Annotated in this window: 18 protein-coding genes; 10 read left to right on the plus strand and 8 right to left on the minus strand. The window is 59.8% G+C overall.

All coding sequences use genetic code 11. The annotated features are described in order from the left end of the window. The first annotated feature begins 126 nt into the window (after positions 1-126). From BLR20_RS07370 to BLR20_RS07400, 7 genes are all read left to right on the plus strand, one after another. Positions 127-2187 carry a S9 family peptidase gene (locus BLR20_RS07370; protein ID WP_054994541.1) on the plus strand — a complete coding sequence of 687 codons (2061 nt, stop codon included), beginning with the start codon at positions 127-129 and terminating at the stop codon, positions 2185-2187. 76 nt (positions 2188-2263) lie between these two features. Further along, positions 2264-2740 carry a cyclic nucleotide-binding domain-containing protein gene (locus BLR20_RS07375; RefSeq protein WP_003345583.1) on the plus strand — a complete coding sequence of 159 codons (477 nt, stop codon included), beginning with the start codon at positions 2264-2266 and terminating at the stop codon, positions 2738-2740. Between the two features lie 66 nt (positions 2741-2806). Beyond that, complete coding sequence (locus BLR20_RS07380) at positions 2807-3181, plus strand: YajD family HNH nuclease (RefSeq protein WP_003317410.1); 375 nt, start codon at positions 2807-2809, stop codon at positions 3179-3181. A gap of 86 nt (positions 3182-3267) precedes the next feature. Then, the gene (locus BLR20_RS07385; RefSeq protein WP_054994540.1) at positions 3268-4989 is read left to right on the plus strand and encodes a copper resistance system multicopper oxidase; all 1722 of its coding nucleotides are present in this window, start codon (positions 3268-3270) and stop codon (positions 4987-4989) included. Between the two features lie 8 nt (positions 4990-4997). Next, positions 4998-5894, plus strand: coding sequence for a copper resistance protein B (locus tag BLR20_RS07390; protein ID WP_412778646.1), 897 nt, complete (start codon positions 4998-5000; stop codon positions 5892-5894). A gap of 65 nt (positions 5895-5959) precedes the next feature. Further along, the gene (locus BLR20_RS07395) at positions 5960-6460 is read left to right on the plus strand and encodes an RNA methyltransferase (protein WP_003368283.1); all 501 of its coding nucleotides are present in this window, start codon (positions 5960-5962) and stop codon (positions 6458-6460) included. Between the two features lie 105 nt (positions 6461-6565). Then, on the plus strand, positions 6566-6946 hold the full coding sequence (locus BLR20_RS07400; protein WP_010432116.1) for a YgaP family membrane protein: 381 nt from the start codon (positions 6566-6568) through the stop codon (positions 6944-6946). A gap of 4 nt (positions 6947-6950) precedes the next feature. Here BLR20_RS07400 and BLR20_RS07405 read toward each other — a convergent pair whose 3' ends face one another. Further along, entirely contained in the window at positions 6951-7400 is a 450-nt protein-coding gene (locus BLR20_RS07405) for a YcgN family cysteine cluster protein (protein WP_010432119.1), read from the minus strand. A gap of 210 nt (positions 7401-7610) precedes the next feature. Here BLR20_RS07405 and BLR20_RS07410 point away from each other — a divergent pair, with 210 nt between their 5' ends. Further along, positions 7611-8204 carry a nitroreductase family protein gene (locus tag BLR20_RS07410; protein ID WP_003317403.1) on the plus strand — a complete coding sequence of 198 codons (594 nt, stop codon included), beginning with the start codon at positions 7611-7613 and terminating at the stop codon, positions 8202-8204. Between the two features lie 66 nt (positions 8205-8270). Here the strand turns inward: BLR20_RS07410 and BLR20_RS07415 are convergent, their stop codons facing one another. The 6 genes from BLR20_RS07415 to gvpU form a co-directional block, all read right to left on the minus strand. Next, positions 8271-9203: a D-2-hydroxyacid dehydrogenase gene (locus tag BLR20_RS07415; RefSeq protein WP_032616106.1), complete on the minus strand. Its 933-nt coding sequence runs from the start codon at positions 9201-9203 to the stop codon at positions 8271-8273. A gap of 70 nt (positions 9204-9273) precedes the next feature. After that, positions 9274-9567: a YcgL domain-containing protein gene (locus BLR20_RS07420; protein ID WP_054994539.1), complete on the minus strand. Its 294-nt coding sequence runs from the start codon at positions 9565-9567 to the stop codon at positions 9274-9276. After that, on the minus strand, positions 9564-10697 hold the full coding sequence (gene rnd / locus BLR20_RS07425) for a ribonuclease D (RefSeq protein ID WP_054994538.1): 1134 nt from the start codon (positions 10695-10697) through the stop codon (positions 9564-9566). Before rnd ends, BLR20_RS07420 begins: the two co-directional genes overlap by 4 nt. Positions 10698-10885: 188 nt before the next feature. After that, a complete protein-coding gene (locus tag BLR20_RS07430) occupies positions 10886-12526 on the minus strand; it encodes a phosphoethanolamine transferase (RefSeq protein ID WP_054994537.1) in 1641 nt (546 codons plus the stop codon). Positions 12527-12758: 232 nt separating this feature from the next. Continuing rightward, on the minus strand, positions 12759-14450 hold the full coding sequence (locus BLR20_RS07435) for an NAD-dependent malic enzyme (protein ID WP_010432138.1): 1692 nt from the start codon (positions 14448-14450) through the stop codon (positions 12759-12761). A gap of 313 nt (positions 14451-14763) precedes the next feature. Beyond that, positions 14764-15246 (minus strand): gas vesicle accessory protein GvpU, encoded by a 483-nt coding sequence (gvpU, locus tag BLR20_RS07440; RefSeq protein WP_010432140.1) that lies wholly within the window; start codon positions 15244-15246, stop codon positions 14764-14766. A 298-nt stretch (positions 15247-15544) separates the two neighbouring features. On the opposite strand from gvpU, the gene BLR20_RS07445 reads away from it, so the two are divergent. Next, on the plus strand, positions 15545-16513 hold the full coding sequence (locus tag BLR20_RS07445) for an LLM class oxidoreductase (RefSeq protein WP_054994536.1): 969 nt from the start codon (positions 15545-15547) through the stop codon (positions 16511-16513). Between the two features lie 99 nt (positions 16514-16612). Here BLR20_RS07445 and BLR20_RS07450 read toward each other — a convergent pair whose 3' ends face one another. Next, positions 16613-17542, minus strand: coding sequence for a LysR family transcriptional regulator (locus tag BLR20_RS07450; protein ID WP_032616101.1), 930 nt, complete (start codon positions 17540-17542; stop codon positions 16613-16615). 332 nt (positions 17543-17874) lie between these two features. On the opposite strand from BLR20_RS07450, the gene BLR20_RS07455 reads away from it, so the two are divergent. Further along, a complete protein-coding gene (locus BLR20_RS07455) occupies positions 17875-18996 on the plus strand; it encodes an alkene reductase (protein WP_054994535.1) in 1122 nt (373 codons plus the stop codon). Positions 18997-19217 lie beyond the last annotated feature (221 nt).

Consider the following 19217-nt stretch of genomic DNA (forward strand, 5'->3'; position numbering starts at 1 on the left):
CGTGGTAAGCCAGGTAAAGAGGCGCTTATGATAACGGCTTTTGCCTGACGCGGCTTGCCTCGCTTCAGTATTCGGTTCAGCGTGTACCGATATTTTCCTGATTGATGCCTTAACAGAGAGCCCAGCATGTCCTTCTCGAATGCAACCTCCAGCGCCCCGATCGCTCGCAAGGCCGACGGTTCCGACCCCTATGCCTGGCTGCAGAACCGCGACACCGAAGAAGTGCTCGACTACCTCAAGGCCGAAAACGCCTGGCAGGAGCAGCAACTGGCAGAGCAGACCGGGTTGCGCGAAAGCCTGTTCGAGGAAATCAAGGGCCGCATCCTCGAAACCGACCTGTCCCTGCCCTCGCCCTGGGGCCCGTACCTTTATTACACCCGCACCACACAGGGCGACGAATACGCCCGGCACTACCGCTGCCCGCGCCCGGCCGACGACAGCAATACGGTGGATGAAAGCGCCGAGGAATTGTTGCTCGACCCCAACGAGATGGCCGATGGCGGCTTTTTCTCGCTGGGCGCATTCAGCATCAGCCCCGACCACCAGCGTCTGGCCTACAGCCTGGACACCAGTGGCGACGAGGTGTACGCGCTTTACGTCAAGGAGCTGAGCACCGGCCAGATCAGCAGCCTGCCCTTCGAAAACTGCGACGGTAGCATGACCTGGGCCAACGACAGCCAGACCCTGTTTTTCGGCGAGCTGGACGAAACCCATCGCCCGGGCAAGCTGCATCGCCATACTCTGGGCACGGCATCGGCCGAGCAGGTATTCGACGAGCCGGATGGCCGATTCTTCCTGCATTGCTTCCGCAGCAGCTCAGAGCGCCAACTGATCATTCTGCTCAACAGCAAAACCACCAGCGAAGCCTGGGTGCTGGACGCCGATCATCCGCAACAGGCCTTCACCTGCCTCGCGCCGCGCAGCGAAGGTCACGAATACTATCCAGACCACGGGCTGCTCGACGGCGTCTGGACCTGGTTCATCCGCAGCAATCAGAGCGGCATCAACTTCGCGCTGTATCGCGCTGCGCAACAAGCCAGTGGCGTACCGGTGCGGGATGACTGGCAGACGCTGGTCGCGCACGACGACAAGATCATGCTTGAAGGCGTCAGCCTCAATGCCAAGGGCATCAGCCTGAGCCTGCGCGAGGGCGGCCTGCCGATCATCGAGGTACGTCCGCAAGCGCTGCCGACTTATCGCGTACAGCTGCCTGACGCCGCCTACAGCCTGTATGTGCAGGACACGCTGGAATTCGACAGTGACAAAATCCGCCTGCGCTACCAGTCGCTGAACCGTCCGGCCCAGGTCCGCCAACTGACCCTGGCCAGCGGCGAGCAAGTGGTGCTCAAGGAAACCCCGGTGCTGGGCACCTTCGACGCCGATGCGTACGTCAGCCAGCGCTTGTGGGCCACGGCCGGCGATGGCACCCAGGTGCCGATCAGTCTGGTGGTCAAGCGCGAACTGGCCGGACAGGCCACCCCGCTGTATCTGTACGGCTACGGCGCCTATGGCGAGAGCCTCGACCCGTGGTTTTCCCACGCCCGACTGAGCCTGCTCGACCGTGGCGTAGCGTTCGCCATTGCCCATGTGCGCGGCGGCGGCGAGCTGGGCGAGGCCTGGTATCGCAACGGCAAGCAGGAGCACAAACAGAACACCTTCGGCGACTTCATTGCCTGCGCCGAACACCTTGTCGCCCAGGGTCTGACCAGCGCCGAGCAACTGGTGATCAGCGGCGGCAGTGCCGGTGGCCTGCTGATCGGTGCGGTGCTCAACCAGCGGCCCGAGCTGTTCAAGGCGGCGATTGCAGAAGTGCCGTTCGTCGACGTGCTGAACACCATGCTCGACCCGGACCTGCCGCTGACCGTCACCGAATACGACGAATGGGGCAACCCGCAGGAGCCGGAGGTCTACGAGCGCATCAAGGCCTACGCGCCCTATGAAAATGTCACGGCCCAGGCCTACCCGGCCATGCTGGTCATCGCCGGCTACAACGACAGCCGCGTGCAGTATTGGGAAGCCGCCAAATGGGTCGCGAAATTGCGCGCCACCAAGACCGACGACAACCCGCTGCTGCTCAAGACCGAACTCGGTGCCGGACACGGTGGCATGAGCGGTCGCTATCAGGGCTTGCGTGACGTGGCGCTGGAGTACGCGTTTATCTTCAAGGTATTGCAGATCGCCGAATGAACTTGGTGTGAAACACCTGTCTTACTAGGATCGGGGGCAGCGGAGTTGCCCCTTTGTCAGGATTACCAGACCTCACATGTCAGAACCACTGTCCAACCTGAACAACGCCATACGCGACATGCTGCTCGATTGCGGCCTGTTCGACACGCTGCTGCCCGGCGACTTCTTTACCGTAGCCGGCTATTTCAGCATTACCGATATCGATAAAGGCGAGACCATCTTCGCCGAGGGCGATGCCGGAACCTTCATGTGCATCATCCATCAAGGCACCGTGTCTGTGCAGAAGCTTGCCGCAGACGGTCAACAGGTGGAAATCGCCGTTCTGCGGCGCGGACGCGCCTTCGGGGAAATGGCAGTGCTGGACGGCGAGCGCCGCTCGGCCAGTTGTATCGCAGCCACCAGTTGCCAGCTATTGAACCTGGGCCGTGATTCGCTGGACAAGATGCTCGAGGACGCGCCGAAAATCGCCGCCAAGATCATTCGCGCCCTGGCCATCTCGTTGTCCAAGCGCCTGCGCATGGTCGATGGTCAATTACTCTCCCAGCAGGTGTGAGTTTGCCCATCTGGCGCTAAACTTGCCGACATTCCGCTTTCAATGCGCACACGCACAGGTGACACCATGAGCACGGCCAATCCTCCTTCCCATACTGCCAAGCTGGACCGCATCCTGGCCGACGCCCAGCGCGATCGCGAAATGGGCTACCGCGACAAGGCGCTGCGCATGTACCCGCACGTTTGCGGCCGTTGCGCTCGCGAGTTCGCAGGCAAACGCCTCAGCGAACTGACCGTACACCACCGCGACCACAACCATGACAACAACCCGCAGGACGGCTCCAACTGGGAGCTGCTGTGCCTGTATTGCCACGATAACGAGCACTCGCGCTACACCGATCAGCAGTACTTCGCCGATGGCTCCCTGGGCAGTCCGAAAACCGCCAAGGCGACCCACAACCCGTTCGCTGCACTGGCCGGGCTGATGAAAAAGGACGAGTGACCCCGGTACTTCCGAGCAGTCACGCTCCCCCGCCCTACCCGCACTTCCCCTAGCCTGCGGCCACCCGACCGACCGGATATTTCGCCATGCCCTCCCGAACCTCAAGACGAACCTTTGTGAAAGGGCTTGCCGCCACTGGCCTGCTCGGCGGCCTCGGGCTGTGGCGCAGCCCGGCGTGGGCGGTGGCCAATCCGGGTCAGCCCGACGGGTTGTCCGGCACCGAGTTCGATCTGTATATCGGCGAAACCCAGGTCAATATCACCGGCAATGCCAGGACCGCGCAGACCATCAACGGCGGCATTCCCGGCCCGCTGCTCAGATGGCGCGAAGGCGACACCGTGACCCTGAGGGTCAAAAACCGGCTCGACGAAGCCACGTCCATCCACTGGCACGGCATCATCCTGCCGGCCAACATGGACGGCGTACCAGGACTGAGCTTTGACGGCATCGCGCCGGATGGCATGTATGTCTACCGCTTCAAGGTCAGGCAGCATGGCACCTACTGGTATCACAGCCACTCCGGCTTCCAGGAACAGTCGGGGGTCTACGGGCCGCTGGTGATCGATGCGAAAGAGCCAGAGCCGTTCGAGTACGACCGCGAGCACGTGATCATGCTCAGCGACTGGACCGACGAAGAGCCGGTGCAACTGATGAAAACGCTCAAGAAACAGTCCGATTACTACAACAATAACCAGCGCACCGTCGGTGACTTCATCAACGACGTCGGTGAAAAAGGCTGGAGCGAGACCACCCGTGATCGCCGGATGTGGGCGAAGATGAGGATGGACCCGACCGACCTGGCGGATGTCAGCGGTGCGACCTACACCTACCTGATGAACGGTCAGGCGCCGAACATGAACTGGACCGGGCTGTTCAAGCCTGGCGAGCGGATTCGACTGCGGCTGATCAACGGCTCGGCAATGACGTACTTCGACGTGCGTATCCCGGGCCTGAAGATGACCGTCGTGGCCAGCGACGGCCTGCACGTCAAGCCGGTGACCGTCGATGAGTTGCGCATCGCAGTGGCGGAAACCTTCGACGTGATCGTCGAACCGGCGGAAGGTGCCTATACCCTGTTCGCCCAGTCGATGGACCGCACCGGTTATGCCCGCGGCACGCTGGCCAGCAGGCCTGGCCTGCAGGCTGTCGTGCCGCCTCTCGATCCACGCCCGCTGTTGAGCATGGATGATATGGGCATGGCGGGCATGGACCACAGCAAGATGGGCCACGACGCAATGCCGGGGATGGACCACGCGCAGATTCCGGCCAGGAAAACGCCGACCCTGCAATCGCACCCGGAGAGCGAAAACAACAACCCGCTGGTCGACATGCAAGCCATGAGCACCTCGCCCAGGCTCGACGATCCGGGCATCGGCCTCAGAAATAACGGTCGCAGAGTCCTGACCTACGCTGACCTGCACAGCACCTTCGAAGACCCGGATGGTCGTGAGCCGAGCCGCACGATCGAGCTGCACCTGACCGGGCACATGGAAAAATTCGCCTGGTCGTTCGACGGTGTGAAGTTCTCGGACGCCAAACCGCTGATCCTCAAATACGGCGAGCGGGTGCGTGTCGTGCTGGTCAACGACACGATGATGACCCACCCCATCCATCTGCATGGCATGTGGAGCGACCTCGAAGATGAAAACGGCCAGTTCATGGTGCGCAAACACACCATCGACATGCCACCGGGATCACGCCGCAGCTATCGCGTGACCGCCGATGCGCTGGGCCGCTGGGCTTATCACTGTCACATGCTGTACCACATGGAAATGGGCATGTTCCGCGAAGTGCGGGTGGAAGAATGAGGACCTTGATGTTGAGCAGAACGCTGAATTCGCCCCGCCTGCCGATGCTGCTGCTAGCCGCCGGGCTGACCGCCACGCCGTGGACCTCGACCATGGCCGCCGGAATGGAAGGCATGGACCACGGCAGCCACGAGATGCACATGGACGCCAGCGACGGCGAGGACGCGCCCTCGCCGCAGCCTGCGCCCGCCCGGAGCCGAACTCCGATCCCGCCGATCACCGATGCGGACCGGGCTGCGGTGTACACCAGCCACGCGGGCCATCAGGTCCACGACAGCGCCATCAACAGTTACTTTCTGGCCGACAAGCTGGAATGGCAGGACGCCAACGACGGCAGCGCGCTGGCCTGGGACCTGTCCGGCTGGATTGGCGGAGATATCGACCGCCTTTTGCTGCGTTCCGAAGGTGAGCGAACCAACGGCAAGACCGAAGAAGCGGAAATCCAGGCGTTGTGGGGGCATTCGATAAGCCCCTGGTGGGACGTTGTCGCCGGAGCACGTCAGGATTTCAAACCGGGCGCACCGCAAACCTGGGCGGCCTTCGGCCTGCAGGGGCAAGCCATTTCGGATCTGGACATCGAGGCCACAGCGTTCATCGGTGAAGCCGGACAGACCGCCGCTCGCCTGGAGGCCGACTACGACCTCCAGTTAACCAACAATCTGGTGCTGCAGCCCACCGCAGAGCTGAACTTCTACGGCAAGAACGACCCGCAGCGCGGCGACGGCTCGGGCCTGTCGACCAGTGAGTTCGGCCTCAGGCTGCGCTACGAGATCACCCCGCAGTTCGCCCCTTATGTCGGGGTGAGCTGGGACCGCTCGTACGGCAAGACGGCCGATTACGCGCGCGAGGACGACGAAGACACTCAGGACGCGCGACTGGTGGTCGGCGTGCGCATGTGGTTCTGAACACAGTCAATGGCATTGCTCCGAGGCTGCCGTATAATCCCGGTTTTCTTCAGAGCACCCTCCCCGTGGCCAACAAACGGTACGCCTGCATCGGTCTTTACAACCCCAAGTCCCCGGAAAACGTCGGCTCCGTCATGCGCGCGGCCGGCTGTTACGGCGTGGCGTCGGTGTTCTATACCGGTAAACGCTATGAGCGCGCGCGGGACTTCATCACCGACACCAAGAAAATCCATCAGGACATCCCGCTGATCGGCATCGAAGACCTCAAAAGCATTCTGCCGCTGGGTTGCATTCCGGTGGCCGTCGAACTGGTCGAGGGCGCCCGCGCATTGCCCGAATACACCCACCCTGATCGCGCACTGTATATCTTCGGCCCGGAAGATGGCTCGCTGGATCAGGAGATTCGCGACTGGTGTGAAGACGTGGTCTATATCCCGACCGAGGGCTGCATGAATCTGGCGGCGACCGTCAACGTCGTCCTCTATGACCGCATGGCCAAAGGTATCAATACCCGTTCGGGCCCGCAGTTCGGTCGCGAGAAAATTGATCCGGCCAGCGACCGCTGACGGAAAAGCATTGAACCTGTGTCGCGCACGGGCAGTCAGTTTCTCTGAATCGAGCAACTGCTTCCAATTTGCCAACTCCGACCTACTACCTCATGGATAGCCATCATGCGCGACACCCCGATCATCGAACGCATCGACACACCTGAACTGCTTCAACGCAACCCCGAGCAGAATGTACAGGGCTGGGAGCGCATCGGCTCACTGGCTGGCGGCGTACTGCTGATGGGTAAAGGCGTCCGTCGTGGCGGCTTCCTGGGCCTGATCCAACTGGCCATCGGCGGCGCGGCACTGGCGCGCGGCATCAGTGGTCACTGCTCGGCCAAAAGCCTGATGGAAAAAGGCCGCAGTGATCTGCAAAGCGCACGTTCGACCATCGAACGTGCCGGTGCGGAACTGAACAACCTCAAGGACGACGCTGAAAATGCCGTGAAGACGGCTGCTGCCAAAGGCGTGGAAGCGCTGACCGAGCCAAAGCCGGTCATTTAAGCGTTCAACCTGCGCGAAAAATCAGGTAATCCTCCCAGTCGTCTTCGGCCACATTGTTCTCGCTGAGCATGCGGCCTGACTGGGAGATACGTTCCTGATGCACGGCCGTGCGATCACCACACACCAGATGGTGCCAGAGCGGCAAATCCTTGCCCTCACTGACCAGACGATAGCCGCAGGTCGGTGGCAGCCATTTGAATTCATCTGCCTGACCAGGCGTTAGCTGAATGCAATCGGGCACCGAGGCACGCCGGTTTGCGTAGTCGGAGCACTGGCAGGTTTTCAGATCCAGCAGCTTGCAGGCAATTCGCGTGTAATAAACCGCGTTGTCTTCCTCATCCTCAAGCTTCTGCAGGCAGCACAGGCCGCAGCCATCGCACAACGACTCCCACTCCTGGGTATCGAGCTGGTCAAGGGTCTTGCGAATCCAGAAGGGTTCAACTTTAGCGGCCATGGTTCGGACAACGGTATCGATAATGAAAAGGCCGCCAGTCTAGAGGTACACGGGGTGCGGGCCAAGCACTTGCGACTGCCGGTAGCCGGGACTTGTCAGCGACAGGGCAAAACAGTAGCGTTAACGGGTTTTCAGTGCGTTCAAGCGATGCCTGCCGACCACGGCCCATCAAGCCACGCTCGTTTTCAACCTTCGCTATCAAGGACTTTCATGAGCACAAACCCTCGCATCGCCGATCACCCGATCGATCCGCAATTCACCGAACGCTGGTCGCCACGTGCCTTCAGCGGCGAAAGCATCGACCAGGAAACCCTGCTGAGCTTTTTCGAAGCCGCACGCTGGGCACCCTCGGCGTATAACTCACAGCCCTGGCGCTTTCTCTATGCACGTCGCGATACGCCGAACTGGGAGCGTTATCTGGGCTTGCTGAACGAGTTCAACCGCAGCTGGGCGCAACATGCAGCGGCCCTGGTGATCGTCATTTCCAAGACCACCTTCGTCGCCCCCGGCGCAAGCGAAGAGAGCCCGGCCCTGTGGCACACCTTCGACACCGGCTCGGCATGGGGTTACCTGGCACTGCAGGCCAGCCTGAGCGGCTGGCACACCCACGGCATGGCCGGTTTCGATCAGGATCTGACCCGCAAGGAACTGAATATTCCGGAGGGCTACGCAGTGCATGCGGCCATCGCGATTGGCAAGCTGGGTGACAAGTCGACCTTGCCGGACTACCTGCAAGGCCGCGAAGTGCCAAGCCCGCGCAAGCCGCTGGCAGAACTGGCCGCCGAAGGTGATTTTTCGCTGTAACCGACCTTTTGCTGTAACCGAAGCCGGCGCGCCGACGCCTGAAACGTCGGCCCGCTGGCAAGGGCGTCAGTAACCTCGCGAAAAATCGACCTCGCCGCGCAGCGCTTCTCCCGCCTGAAAAGCGTTCAGGTTATGCACGAAAAGCTCGGTCATGGCCACTGGCGAGGTAGGCGCCGAGCTGTGACCGGTCAACAGCAGACCGTAGGCAGTCCAGAACGGATGGCGCTGCGGCAAAGGCTCCTGGCGGCAGACGTCAATCACCGCGCCAGCCAGATGCCCCTCCTTCAACGCCTCGACCAGATCCGCATCGACAACCGCTACCCCGCGTCCGACGTTGATGAACAGCGCCGTGGGCTTGAAGCTGGCGAACAGCTTCGCGTCGTACAGGTCGTGTGTCTCGGGCGTGTTGGGCAGCAGGTTGATGACGTAATCCATCTCGCCGAGCAGACGCGTCATGTCTGACAACGCCGCTACCTCGATGAACGGCTCCTGAGTGCGTGCACTGGAAGCCACACCGTAAACCTGTACACCGAACGGCAGCAGGAACTCGGCAACCCGCTGACCGATATCACCGGCACCGACGATCAATGCCTTGCGGCCCGCCAGGCTCTGCCCGGTGCGGTTGTCCCACTTGCGTTCGACCTGGCTCATCAGGCGCGCCAGCACCTCACGCTCATGGCCGAGCATGTAGGTCAAAACGAATTCGGCCATGACCTGACCGAAGATCCCGACCGCACGGGTCAGGCGATAGTCCCGCGACAGGCTGTCGGCCAGCAGCGGTGTGATGCCCGCCCAAGTGGATTGCAGCCATTGCGGCTTGTGCCCCTGCCGCAAAAGGTTGGCCATCAGGTCCGGCTGTCCCAGCCAGACCGGGCAGTCGCTGGCCATGCGCGACAACTCGGCAGAATCGCCAGTGCTGAAAACTTCCAGATCAGGCGCAGCCTTGCGCAACAATTGGGTGTAAACGTGGTAATCGTGCTCGGCAATCAGAACGCGCATGTTTCAAAAACCTTAAAAACAGGACAGGCAACCCACGTCGATGCGGGCCGCTTTACAACGTGAGCAACGATTACATGGGATCGTTGCGGCGCAGCAGCTCTTCGGGCAGGTGCTCGATGTAATCGTCTTCAGCCGGCGGCATCTGCAAGTGATAGCCCTGGCTGTCGAGGTTCTCCAGCACCACGTTGATGTCTTCGCGCGACAGCGCCCGCTCGGGGCTAAGCACCAGATCGAACGCATGAATCGGCTTGCCGAAGGCCACCATCAGCTCTGGCGGCACACGTTTGAGGACGTCGCTTTTCAGGACGTAAAGGTACATCTCGTTTCTTTTCGGGCTGCGATAAATCGAGCAGATGCGCTTCAAGACGGTTCTCCGGGTGTAGCCAGGCTGTCCAGCAGCGCCTGACCCATCAACTCGCGACGCCAGCCACGCAGCGAGTCGGGTAATTGGTAAGGACCGTCGGGGTAGCCGCTCTTGAGCAGGGCTTCGAGGGTCTTCTTGCGCAGCATCAGCTCCGGGGCCATGTCCAGTTGCTCGGCGTACTGTTGACCGATTGCACGCAGACGCTTGATCGACCCGGCCGCATCGATGGGCAAAGGCTCGGGCAACGCAGGTGGCCATTCTTCCGGGGGCAGCACGCTCGCAGTCTTGATCAGTTCGAGCAGAAACTCGCCGTCATGGCGGACCGTACGCGGGTGCATGTCTTCGATCCGCGCCAGTGCGCCGAGGTTGTCCGGCTGGGTTTTGGCCAATGGCCAGAGCGAGTGTTCACGCACGATACGGTTGCGCGGCAGGTTGCGCGCGCGCGCCTCGCGCTCACGCCAGGCACACAACTCACGCAGCACCGCCAGTTGGGCACGGGACAGCTTCCAGGCCAGCTTGGCGTCGCGATACACCTCGTACGGGTCCACTTCACGACGCAGGTTGGCGACCAGCTCGGCGCCGTCATCCAGCAGCCAGGCGTATTTGTCGTCGGACAAGCGCGGGCGCAGGATGATGAACAACTCGGCCAGGTGCACCGCATCTTCGGCAGCGTAGCTGATCTGCGTTTCCGACAGCGGACGTTGCAGCCAGTCGGAACGGGTTTCGCCCTTGGGCAGGTCGATGTCGAGGACCTCCTGCACCAGACGCGAGTAACCCATGGAGAAACCGAGGTTCAGGTAGGCCGCTGCCAACTGGGTATCGAACAGCGGAACCGGCAGGCTGCCGGTCAGGCGCAGCAACACCTCGAGGTCTTCGCTGCAAGCGTGCACCACTTTGATGACGTCGGGGTTTTCGAGCAAGGCAGACAGCGGCCGCCAGTCGTTGATCACCAACGGATCAATCAGCCAGGCGCTCTGCCCGTCGCCGATCTGCAGCAGCGCAGCGATCGGATAAAAAGTGTCGACCCGCATGAACTCGGTGTCGAGCGCCACGAAAGGCAGTGACTGCCATTGTGCGCAATGCCGGGCGAGGCTGTCGTCGTCGCGAATCCAGTGAATATCGATGGCCACACGGCTCTCCCTTCAACAATGGCGCGCAGTATATATCGTCATGGGAGATTATCGCGCGTCTGTCGTCCGGGTCTGGCGCATCTTCATGCAAATGACGGACAGGAGGCGCCATTGCCCGGCAGACGCGCTGCCGATGATCATCCCCATCGCGGGAGAGGACGATCAAAACCCGACACGCCGCGCGGTGGCTACTTGTCGGTGGCCGCCAACTCGCTGCGGCATCCGGCAAACATATCGAGACCGGGGTCATAGACCTTGGTATCGACTTTCAGCAGCCCGAGCATGGAATGGAAAAGATTATCCTGGCTCAACGGTGCATTACGCTGTTTGGCCAGGCACTCCGGCGTGACGGCAAAGGACTTCTGATAAGTATCGGACAACCAGACCATCATCGGCACATGCTTTTGCTGATCAGGCGCCAGCACATAAGGGGTGCCGTGCAGAAACAGGTTGTACTCGCCCAGCGACTCGCCATGGTCAGACAGGTACACCATGGCGGTATCGACCTTGTTTTGATTGGCGCGTAAAAGATCAATCAGCGTGGACAGCACATGGTCGGTGTACAACAACGTATTGTCGTACGCATTGACGATGCTGTCCCGGCTGCAATTGTTCAGCGCATTGCTTTCACACACCGGGGTAAACTTTTCAAACTCCTTTGGGTAACGCTTGAAGTATTCAGGCCCGTGGCTGCCCATCTGGTGCAGAACAAGCACCGTGTCCTTGTCGAGGCTGTCGATAAAGGTCTGCAGGTTTTGCAAGAGTATCTCGTCCCGGCATTCATGGTTGTTGCACAACAGCGGGTCCTTGAGATTACTCACGTCCTGAAAGGTCACTCGATCACAGGTGCCTTTGCAGCCTGCCTGATTGTCACGCCATATCACGTCTATGCCCGCGCGCTTCAGTACATCCAGCAAGCCTTCCTGATTACGCGCCTGGGTAGCGTTGTAATTCTTGCGACCCATGTTGGAAAACATGCAGGGCACCGACACGGCGGTTTCGGTGCCGCAGGAATACACGTCGGTAAACGCTACCAGCCCGCTTTCCCTGTTCAGGTTGGGCGTGGTGTTGCGACCATAGCCAAGGATCCCGAAGTTCTCGGCTCTGGCACTTTCGCCGACCACCAGCACGGTCAAGGATTTGCGGGCATGCCTGGCCCAGTCCGCAGAGCGTTTGGCATCCTCGCCGATCTTGACGAACGGACGTCTTGCGGAGATCACCTGCTCGCTCAGGTAGCCCAGCGACGCACCGATGTAGTTGCTTGGCACCACCATCAGGCGCAATTCATGGTGATTGCGAAACAATGACGACAAGCCCTGGTAATTGGCCAGTGCAACGCCGCCTATTGCCACGCAGCACACCACCGTCACCAGCAGTTTGCTGAACAGTTCAAGGTGCCAGCGACGGTAGCTGATCGGCAGTTTCCAGAGTATCAGCGAAGGCAATACGCCTAACAACAGGATATACAACGCCAGTTTTAAAGACAGCAGGCCCTGCACTTCCGTAACGTTGGTTTCGGCGAAGTTTCGAAACATCCCGGCGTCGATCATGACCCCGTATTCGCTCATGAAATAAACCACCCCCGCGCTGATCATAAACAGACTGATCAACACCGGCTTAAACACACGACGGAACGCCAACAGCGTCAACACGATATTGAACACGCAGAAAATCATCACACCAAACGCGAAGCGCATGGCCAAACCTTTGCTATCGGCGCTGGTAATCGAGAAAAGATGCTGCCAGAGATTGAGATTGAAACCCAGTAACAGAAACGCACTGGCAAGTAGGGTTACAACCTCTGGACGAACAGTTCTGGGTGTCGGCATCGTGGTCTGCTTATCGAATTAATATGCATCGGGCATTCAGGAGCCAGTGAACTCCCGGATGGCGCGCACTGTAGGCAGCGCATCATCAATTTTATGTGAAAAAGGTGAGAGGATTGGGTTGAATGAAGCTTATTTCACTGTGAAGAAATTCGTTGCAGCATTACTGCATGTTCAGAGCAGCGTGTCTCCGCAAGCAGGCTTGCGGAGACCTCATCCTTTCAAATGCGCCTGATCAGACCGAGCGACGGCGGTAAGCCCGGTAGCCCGGCAACCAGAAATTACGCTCGATGGCCTCAAGCAGCGCCTCTTCGGTGGTTTCCAGTGCCAGCCCTTCGGCCTGCGCCTCCTTCGCTACAGCCAGCGCGATCTTGCGGCTGACCTGCTGGATTTCCTTGAGCGGCGGCAATACCGCATCGCCCTTCCCTGTCACCATCGGCGAGCACTCGGCCAGCGCATTGGACGCGGCCATGAGCATCCGGTCGGTGATGCGCGATGCCTTGCAGGCCACCACGCCGAGGCCGATGCCCGGAAAGATGTAGGAGTTGTTGCACTGCGCGATGTGCACCGTGCGACCGTTGATCTCCACTGGCGCAAACGGACTGCCGGTAGCCACCAACGCATTTCCATCCGTCCAGCGCAGGATTTCTTCCGGCGTGGCTTCCACTTTGGAGGTCGGATTGGACAGCGGCATTACCAGAGGTTTGGGGCAATGCTTGTGCAGTTCGCGAATCACCTGTTCAGTGAACAGACCGCGCTGTCCGGACACGCCGATCAGTACTGTGGCCCCTGCGTGGGTGACCACGTCGAGCAACTGCGGGAAGGCGTCTGTACCGGCAGTCCAGCCGGACACGTCGGCAGTCTTTTGCGCCAGTCGTTTCTGGAAGTCGAGCAGGTTGTCCATGCCCTCGGTCAACAGGCCGAAACGATCAACCATGAAGATGCGCTTGCGCGCTTCGCTTTCGCTCAGGCCTTCGATGCGCATCGCTGCGATGATGTGCTCGGCAATGCCGCAGCCTGCCGAACCGGCACCGACAAACACCACCTTCTGCTGGCCAAGGGTTTCATTCTTGGCTTTGCAGGCCGCCAGCAATGTACCCACAGCCACCGACGCGGTGCCCTGGATGTCATCGTTGAAGCAGCACAGTTCATCCCGATACTTTTCCAGCAGCGGCATGGCGTTGGACTGGGCGAAATCTTCGAACTGCAACAGCACGTCCGGCCAGCGACGCTGCACCGCGTCGATGAACAGCGCGATGAAGTCTTCGTATTCCTTGCCCGATACCCGCTCGTGACGCCAGCCCATGTACATCGGGTCATCCAGCAACTCACGATTGTTGGTGCCAACATCCAGCACGATCGGCAGCGTGTACGCCGGGCTGATCCCGCCACAAGCGGTGTACAACGACAATTTGCCGATCGGAATGCCCATGCCGCCGATGCCCTGATCGCCCAGCCCGAGAATTCGTTCGCTGTCGGTCACGACAATGATCTTGATCCGGTCCTTGGTCGCGCTGCGCAAAATGTCATCGATGCGGTCACGCTCAGGGTAGGAAATGAACAGGCCGCGATGCGTGCGGTAGATCTTGGAGAATTCCTGACAGGCCTGCCCCACCGTCGGCGTGTAGATGATCGGCAGCATCTCGTCCAGATGGGAATCGAGCAGACGGAAAAACAGGGTTTCGTTGTTGTCCTGGATCGAGCGCAGGTAGATATGCTTGTCCAGGTCGCTGGCACATTGTTTGTACTGGCTGTAAACCCGGGTGACTTGCTCTTCGATCGTCTCTACGTTCTGTGGCAGGAGCCCGATCAGATTGAATTCGACCCGCTCTTGCGGGGTGAAGGCACTGCCTTTGTTCAGCAGGGGCATTTCCAGCAGTGAGGGTCCTGCGTAGGAAATGTACAAAGGTCGCGAAGTTTTGGTCATTTTCTCTAATCGCCTTTTTCGTCTACTCATTAATTCTTTACGTCGACCGGGGCGGGCAGCCTGGCTCAGTTCTTGTTGTTTTTTCTTGTCGCCAGTTCTCTATCAGGCCATGCCGAAAACCATTCGGCGGATAAGGTCAGGGCGAACATATTACTCGCCTGACAGCGGCTTGCGACATTTTGTCGCGCAAAGAGTGGCTAAGTGACGCTATTGCAGGCGCAGCATTCCATGACCAGCGAGTGCATTCAGCATGCCGGAAGCCATCATGGGGCGGGTTTGAAAAAGCCTCGACGAATGTCGAGGCTTCATGGGGTCAGGCTGCGCCAGGCTTTTCGGCGATAAGCCCGATGGTGAAGCCATCGACTGCCGAGATCCGGCCTCGCCACAGCACGCCGGCATCGCAAATCGGGTTGCCGTCAGTGGAATAGGTGCGGCAGTCCTTCAAGTGAATGAAGTGGAAGGCCGGGGTGTCTTCAGACGACTCACCGGGCTTGAAGGACAGGATCATCTCTTTCATGGTCGCGTCAGTGCCATTGGCGAACGAGCTGAAAGGTGCCGAGATATCGTCGGCCAATTGCTCGAAATACGCATCGTGAGAAATCAGATGCCCGGAAACCAGATTCCCGCCCACCGACAGCGTCACGCCCATCTCCACCTTGGTGTTGGCAACAAACTTGACCAGCCATTGCAGCAACCAGTCGATCTGCTTGCCCTGCCACTTGAACTGAGCAATCACGTCATCGTGGCTCTGGCTGGGAGAAGGTTGCGACTTTTGTACCTGATCTACGTCTGACATCTGAAAGCTCCTCGCCTCACAAAACGTTGAACCCAAGGTATAGATCAGAAAGGGCGAAAGCGAAACCGGGAGGCAGGATTAGTTTGCGAATGGCCAAAGGGAACATGTGAAAACCAAGCGATTTCGCACGAGGAGGATGACAGTGTTTCTACTCTGCATCGACAGCCGGTCGTTCGGTCAAATATTGCAGAAAGAATATTGGTGATTTTTTTTCACAATGACTGATCCAAAAGATCTGAGATCAGCTTTCAGGTCACCTATAGAATCGAATGATCGATTTCCGAAACGGAGTAAAACGATGATTCAGAACAATCAATCGCTCGGCCTGGAGAACCATACGGCGTTCCGCCGTACATTCCAGTCTGATCAGTTGACCATCGGATTCATATCGCCCGCGAGAGGCTATCCTGACAGCCCTTTTCCCAGCCTGGAGGACCAGGCCGAGATCGTGCAGCGCCTCGATCAGAGCGATGCTGCGGCGCTGTGGCTGCGCGATGTGCCGTTTTACGATCCGTCATTTGGCGATACCGGCCAGGTCCTTGATCCGATGGTGTACGCGGGCTGGCTGGCAGCACTCACTCATAGAATCGCCATCGGCACTGCAGGCATCGTCAGCCCGTTGCGAGAGCCGGTTATCACCGCCAAGCAGATCGCGACGGCGGACCAACTTCTGGGAGGCCGCTTTCTCGCCGGCATGGCCTCGGGTGACCGAGCAACAGAGTACCCGGCTTTCGGGGTCGACTTTGCCAGCCGAGCGGAACGCTATCGGGAAGCGGTAACGCTGATCAAAACGCTGATTTCGGAGTCATTTCCGCGCCTGAAGACACAGCATTTCGGCCAACTGCGGGGCGATATCGATCTGGTGCCCAAACCCGCAGCTCAACGGGTCCCTATCATTGCCATCGGTCGTGCAGGACAGAGCCTGGAGTGGCTTGCGGCCAATGTGGATGCCTGGATCTGGCACGGCGACGCGCTGCGCATGCCGGAGGCTGTACCGCACTGGCGTGAGGCAACCGCTTTGAGGGGATTCGTCCCTTTCGGCTATGGCGCGATGTTCGACCTCGACGCCAATCCTGACGCGCCGCTACAAACCGGTCGGGTGCTACGGGGCGGTCGAAAGGCGCTGAAAGACTTCTTCTCGCGGCAACGCGACGCCGGGATCAATCATGTCGCATTGAACCTCAAGCCCACGCGACGCCCTTCTCTGGAGGTGATCGATGAACTTCAGGAACACATCCTCCCCGAATTTTCGATCACGTCAGGCTGAGGAGGCGGGGTCAGCCTCTTGCTGCCAGGCGCTTGGGGCCGCCGCGGCCTTTCGCGAGCCTGTTGTCACCGGGTTTACGGTCATCGATCCAATGACTATTCAAGCCCGCTCAACACGCCCGGCAGGCGTGAGATTGGCTCCCAGGTAGGCAACCAAGGCGCTGACTTTTGGCAGCGCCTCGCGACTCCGCAGCCAGACAAGATTCATTGGAAGGCCTTCGGTAGCAAGATCCGGCAGCACCTCCACCAGCCTGCCGCTATTCAGATGCACCTGGACCAGCCAGGTCGGTAGCTGAGCGATGCCAAGCCCCGCCAACACCGCCATCACCTCACCTTCTCCGTCGCCCACAGCAATGTGCGGATGCATGATCCTGCGCTCCCGATCCCCCGGCTGGCGGCCCTTGAAATACCAGGGGATCGCCATACCATCATTTTGCCCATAGCCGATGCACCGGTGGGCATCGAGGTCTGACACCGTTTTGGGCTCGCCATATTGGTTCACATACTCGGGCGCCGCGCAGAAAATCAGTTTCTGTGTTCCGAAAAACTGGTGAGCCATAGCGGCTGGCCAGGCATCTGAACCACCGATCCTGACGACGATATCGATGCCCTCGTGCACCGGGTCGACGTACCGATCGGAAAAAGACACATGGGGCTGCAACCTGGGGTGCTGCTTCATGAAATCAAGAATCAACGGCAGGACATGTAAACGCCCATACGAAGCAGGCAAATCAATGCGCACTTTGCCCTGTGGCTCGGTCTGGGTTGAAGTCAGCGCAATCTCGACTTCCTCCAGATCCGAAAGGACCGTGGTGCAGGTACGGTAGAAGGTTTCCCCAGCCTCGGTGAGCGACAACCGACGCGTAGTGCGCTGAAACAACCGGGTGCGCAGACGCCCTTCCAGTCGCGCGATGCTCTTGCTGATCGCCGAGTTGGTCAGGTTCAACCGTTCAGCGGCGGCCGTGAAGCTGCCCATGTCGGCGACGATGACGAACACATCGATACCCTTGAGGCGCTCAGACGAAAACATAGACACTCCGATTATTGAATTCCATTCCACTCACTTGATAGAAACCAGCAGAAATAAAACACTATTTCTCCAATAGACTATGTCAAAACCTGTTCGGAGTTAAGCCTGATGCAGCGCTGAACTGGCTCCGGACAACACCTCACGCTCGGACTATCAGTCCTGATGATGGCGGTCGCAACATCCCTGCAGGGCCGGTTGGCGGGTGGCTAATGGGCTTCGGAGTGATCGCTGCGCTGCCGCCGACACGTCGCCAGTACTCCCCTGACAGCCGTCTTCCCCAAGGCTGCTGCCGTCATCGTTCTTTTGATTCCCCCTCCACAGGAGAGACAGCCTTGACTCTGTTCAATGAATTCAAACTCGGCAACACGCCCCTCAGCAACCGCGTCGTCATGGCGCCCATGACCCGCTCGCGTGCCCCCGAGGATATCGCCACCGAACAGATCGCGCTGCACTACACCCAGCGCGCTACCGCCGGACTGATCGTTTCGGAAGGCACGCCGATCTCTCGCGAAGGCCAGGGCTATCTGTTCAATCCAGGCATCTATACCCCGGAGCAGATCCAGGGCTGGAAGCTGGTGACCGACTCGGTCCACAGCGTCGGCGGTCGCATGTTCGCGCAGCTCTGGCACGTTGGCCGGGTGTCCCACACTTCGATCCAGATCGACGGCAAAGCACCGGTCAGCGCCACCACCAAACAAGCACAGGGCGCAGTAGCATTCGCCTATGGAGAAGACGGCGAACCCGGCTTCGTGCCCACCTCTCTGCCGCGCCCGCTCACTACCGATGAAGTGGCGCGAGTCGTCGAGGATTTCGCCCAGGCCGCGCAGAATGCGATCGACGCCGGTTTCGACGGCGTGGAAATTCACGGCGCCAATGGCTACCTGCTGGAGCAATTCCTCAACCCGCAGGTCAACGACCGCACCGATCAGTACGGTGCGAGCAATCTGCAAGACCGCCTGCGCTTCGTCTTCGAAGTGGTCGATGCCGCCTGCGCCAGAATCGGTGCCGACCGCGTCGGTATTCGCATCTCGCCGTACGGCCAGTTGTTCGATATGCCGCTCTACCCGGAGATCGACGAAACCTACTCGGCGCTGTGTGCAGGCATGCGCGAACGCGGCATCGCCTATGTACACGTCATGGACCAGACGCACTTCTTCATGGCCGGCGAAAGCTCGGCCGCTCAGGAACAGGCACTGCGTAAACTGCTCAAGCACTGCAAGGCCGAACTGGGCAACACTGCGCTGATCCTCGCCGGCGACATGACCCGCGAACGCGCGGATACACTGCTGGAAGAAAACCTGATCGACTTGGCTGCGTTTGGCCAGCCTTTCATCGGCAACCCCGACCTGGTTGCCCGGCTGAAAAACGGCTGGCCCCTGACGACCCCGGACCGTGACACCTACTACGGTGGCGATGCGCAGGGCTACATCGACTACACGCCTTACCGCGCTTGACCTACTGGTCGGGGCGACGCGTTCAAGCGGTACCTCGGCTGGCCTCGCGGTCAAAGCTGCCTTCTAGGATAGAAGTGGGGAGCTGGGCTGGGGATTATCAAATCCCGGAAACCAAAAAGCCCCGCATTGCGGGGCTTTTTGGATAAATAATGGCGGAGAGATAGGGATTCGAACCCTAGGTACCGGTGAAGGTACAACGGATTTCGAATCCGTTTTCAACC

The sequence above is a fragment of the Pseudomonas congelans genome, assembly GCF_900103225.1.
GTDB classification, from domain to species: Bacteria; Pseudomonadota; Gammaproteobacteria; order Pseudomonadales; family Pseudomonadaceae; genus Aquipseudomonas; species Aquipseudomonas congelans.

Coding starts and splice junctions, on each gene's coding strand:
- BLR20_RS07430 (WP_054994537.1), bottom strand. CDS start 12,526: ATGCCGACACCCAGAACTGTTCGTCCAGAGGTTGTAACCCTACTTGCC.
- gvpU (WP_010432140.1), bottom strand. CDS start 15,246: ATGTCAGACGTAGATCAGGTACAAAAGTCGCAACCTTCTCCCAGCCAG.
- BLR20_RS07445 (WP_054994536.1), top strand. CDS start 15,545: ATGATTCAGAACAATCAATCGCTCGGCCTGGAGAACCATACGGCGTTC.
- BLR20_RS07385 (WP_054994540.1), top strand. CDS start 3,268: ATGCCCTCCCGAACCTCAAGACGAACCTTTGTGAAAGGGCTTGCCGCC.
- BLR20_RS07375 (WP_003345583.1), top strand. CDS start 2,264: ATGTCAGAACCACTGTCCAACCTGAACAACGCCATACGCGACATGCTG.
- BLR20_RS07370 (WP_054994541.1), top strand. CDS start 127: ATGTCCTTCTCGAATGCAACCTCCAGCGCCCCGATCGCTCGCAAGGCC.
- BLR20_RS07405 (WP_010432119.1), bottom strand. CDS start 7,400: ATGGCCGCTAAAGTTGAACCCTTCTGGATTCGCAAGACCCTTGACCAG.
- BLR20_RS07390 (WP_412778646.1), top strand. CDS start 4,998: ATGTTGAGCAGAACGCTGAATTCGCCCCGCCTGCCGATGCTGCTGCTA.
- BLR20_RS07400 (WP_010432116.1), top strand. CDS start 6,566: ATGCGCGACACCCCGATCATCGAACGCATCGACACACCTGAACTGCTT.
- BLR20_RS07435 (WP_010432138.1), bottom strand. CDS start 14,450: ATGACCAAAACTTCGCGACCTTTGTACATTTCCTACGCAGGACCCTCA.
- BLR20_RS07450 (WP_032616101.1), bottom strand. CDS start 17,542: ATGTTTTCGTCTGAGCGCCTCAAGGGTATCGATGTGTTCGTCATCGTC.
- BLR20_RS07415 (WP_032616106.1), bottom strand. CDS start 9,203: ATGCGCGTTCTGATTGCCGAGCACGATTACCACGTTTACACCCAATTG.
- BLR20_RS07380 (WP_003317410.1), top strand. CDS start 2,807: ATGAGCACGGCCAATCCTCCTTCCCATACTGCCAAGCTGGACCGCATC.
- BLR20_RS07410 (WP_003317403.1), top strand. CDS start 7,611: ATGAGCACAAACCCTCGCATCGCCGATCACCCGATCGATCCGCAATTC.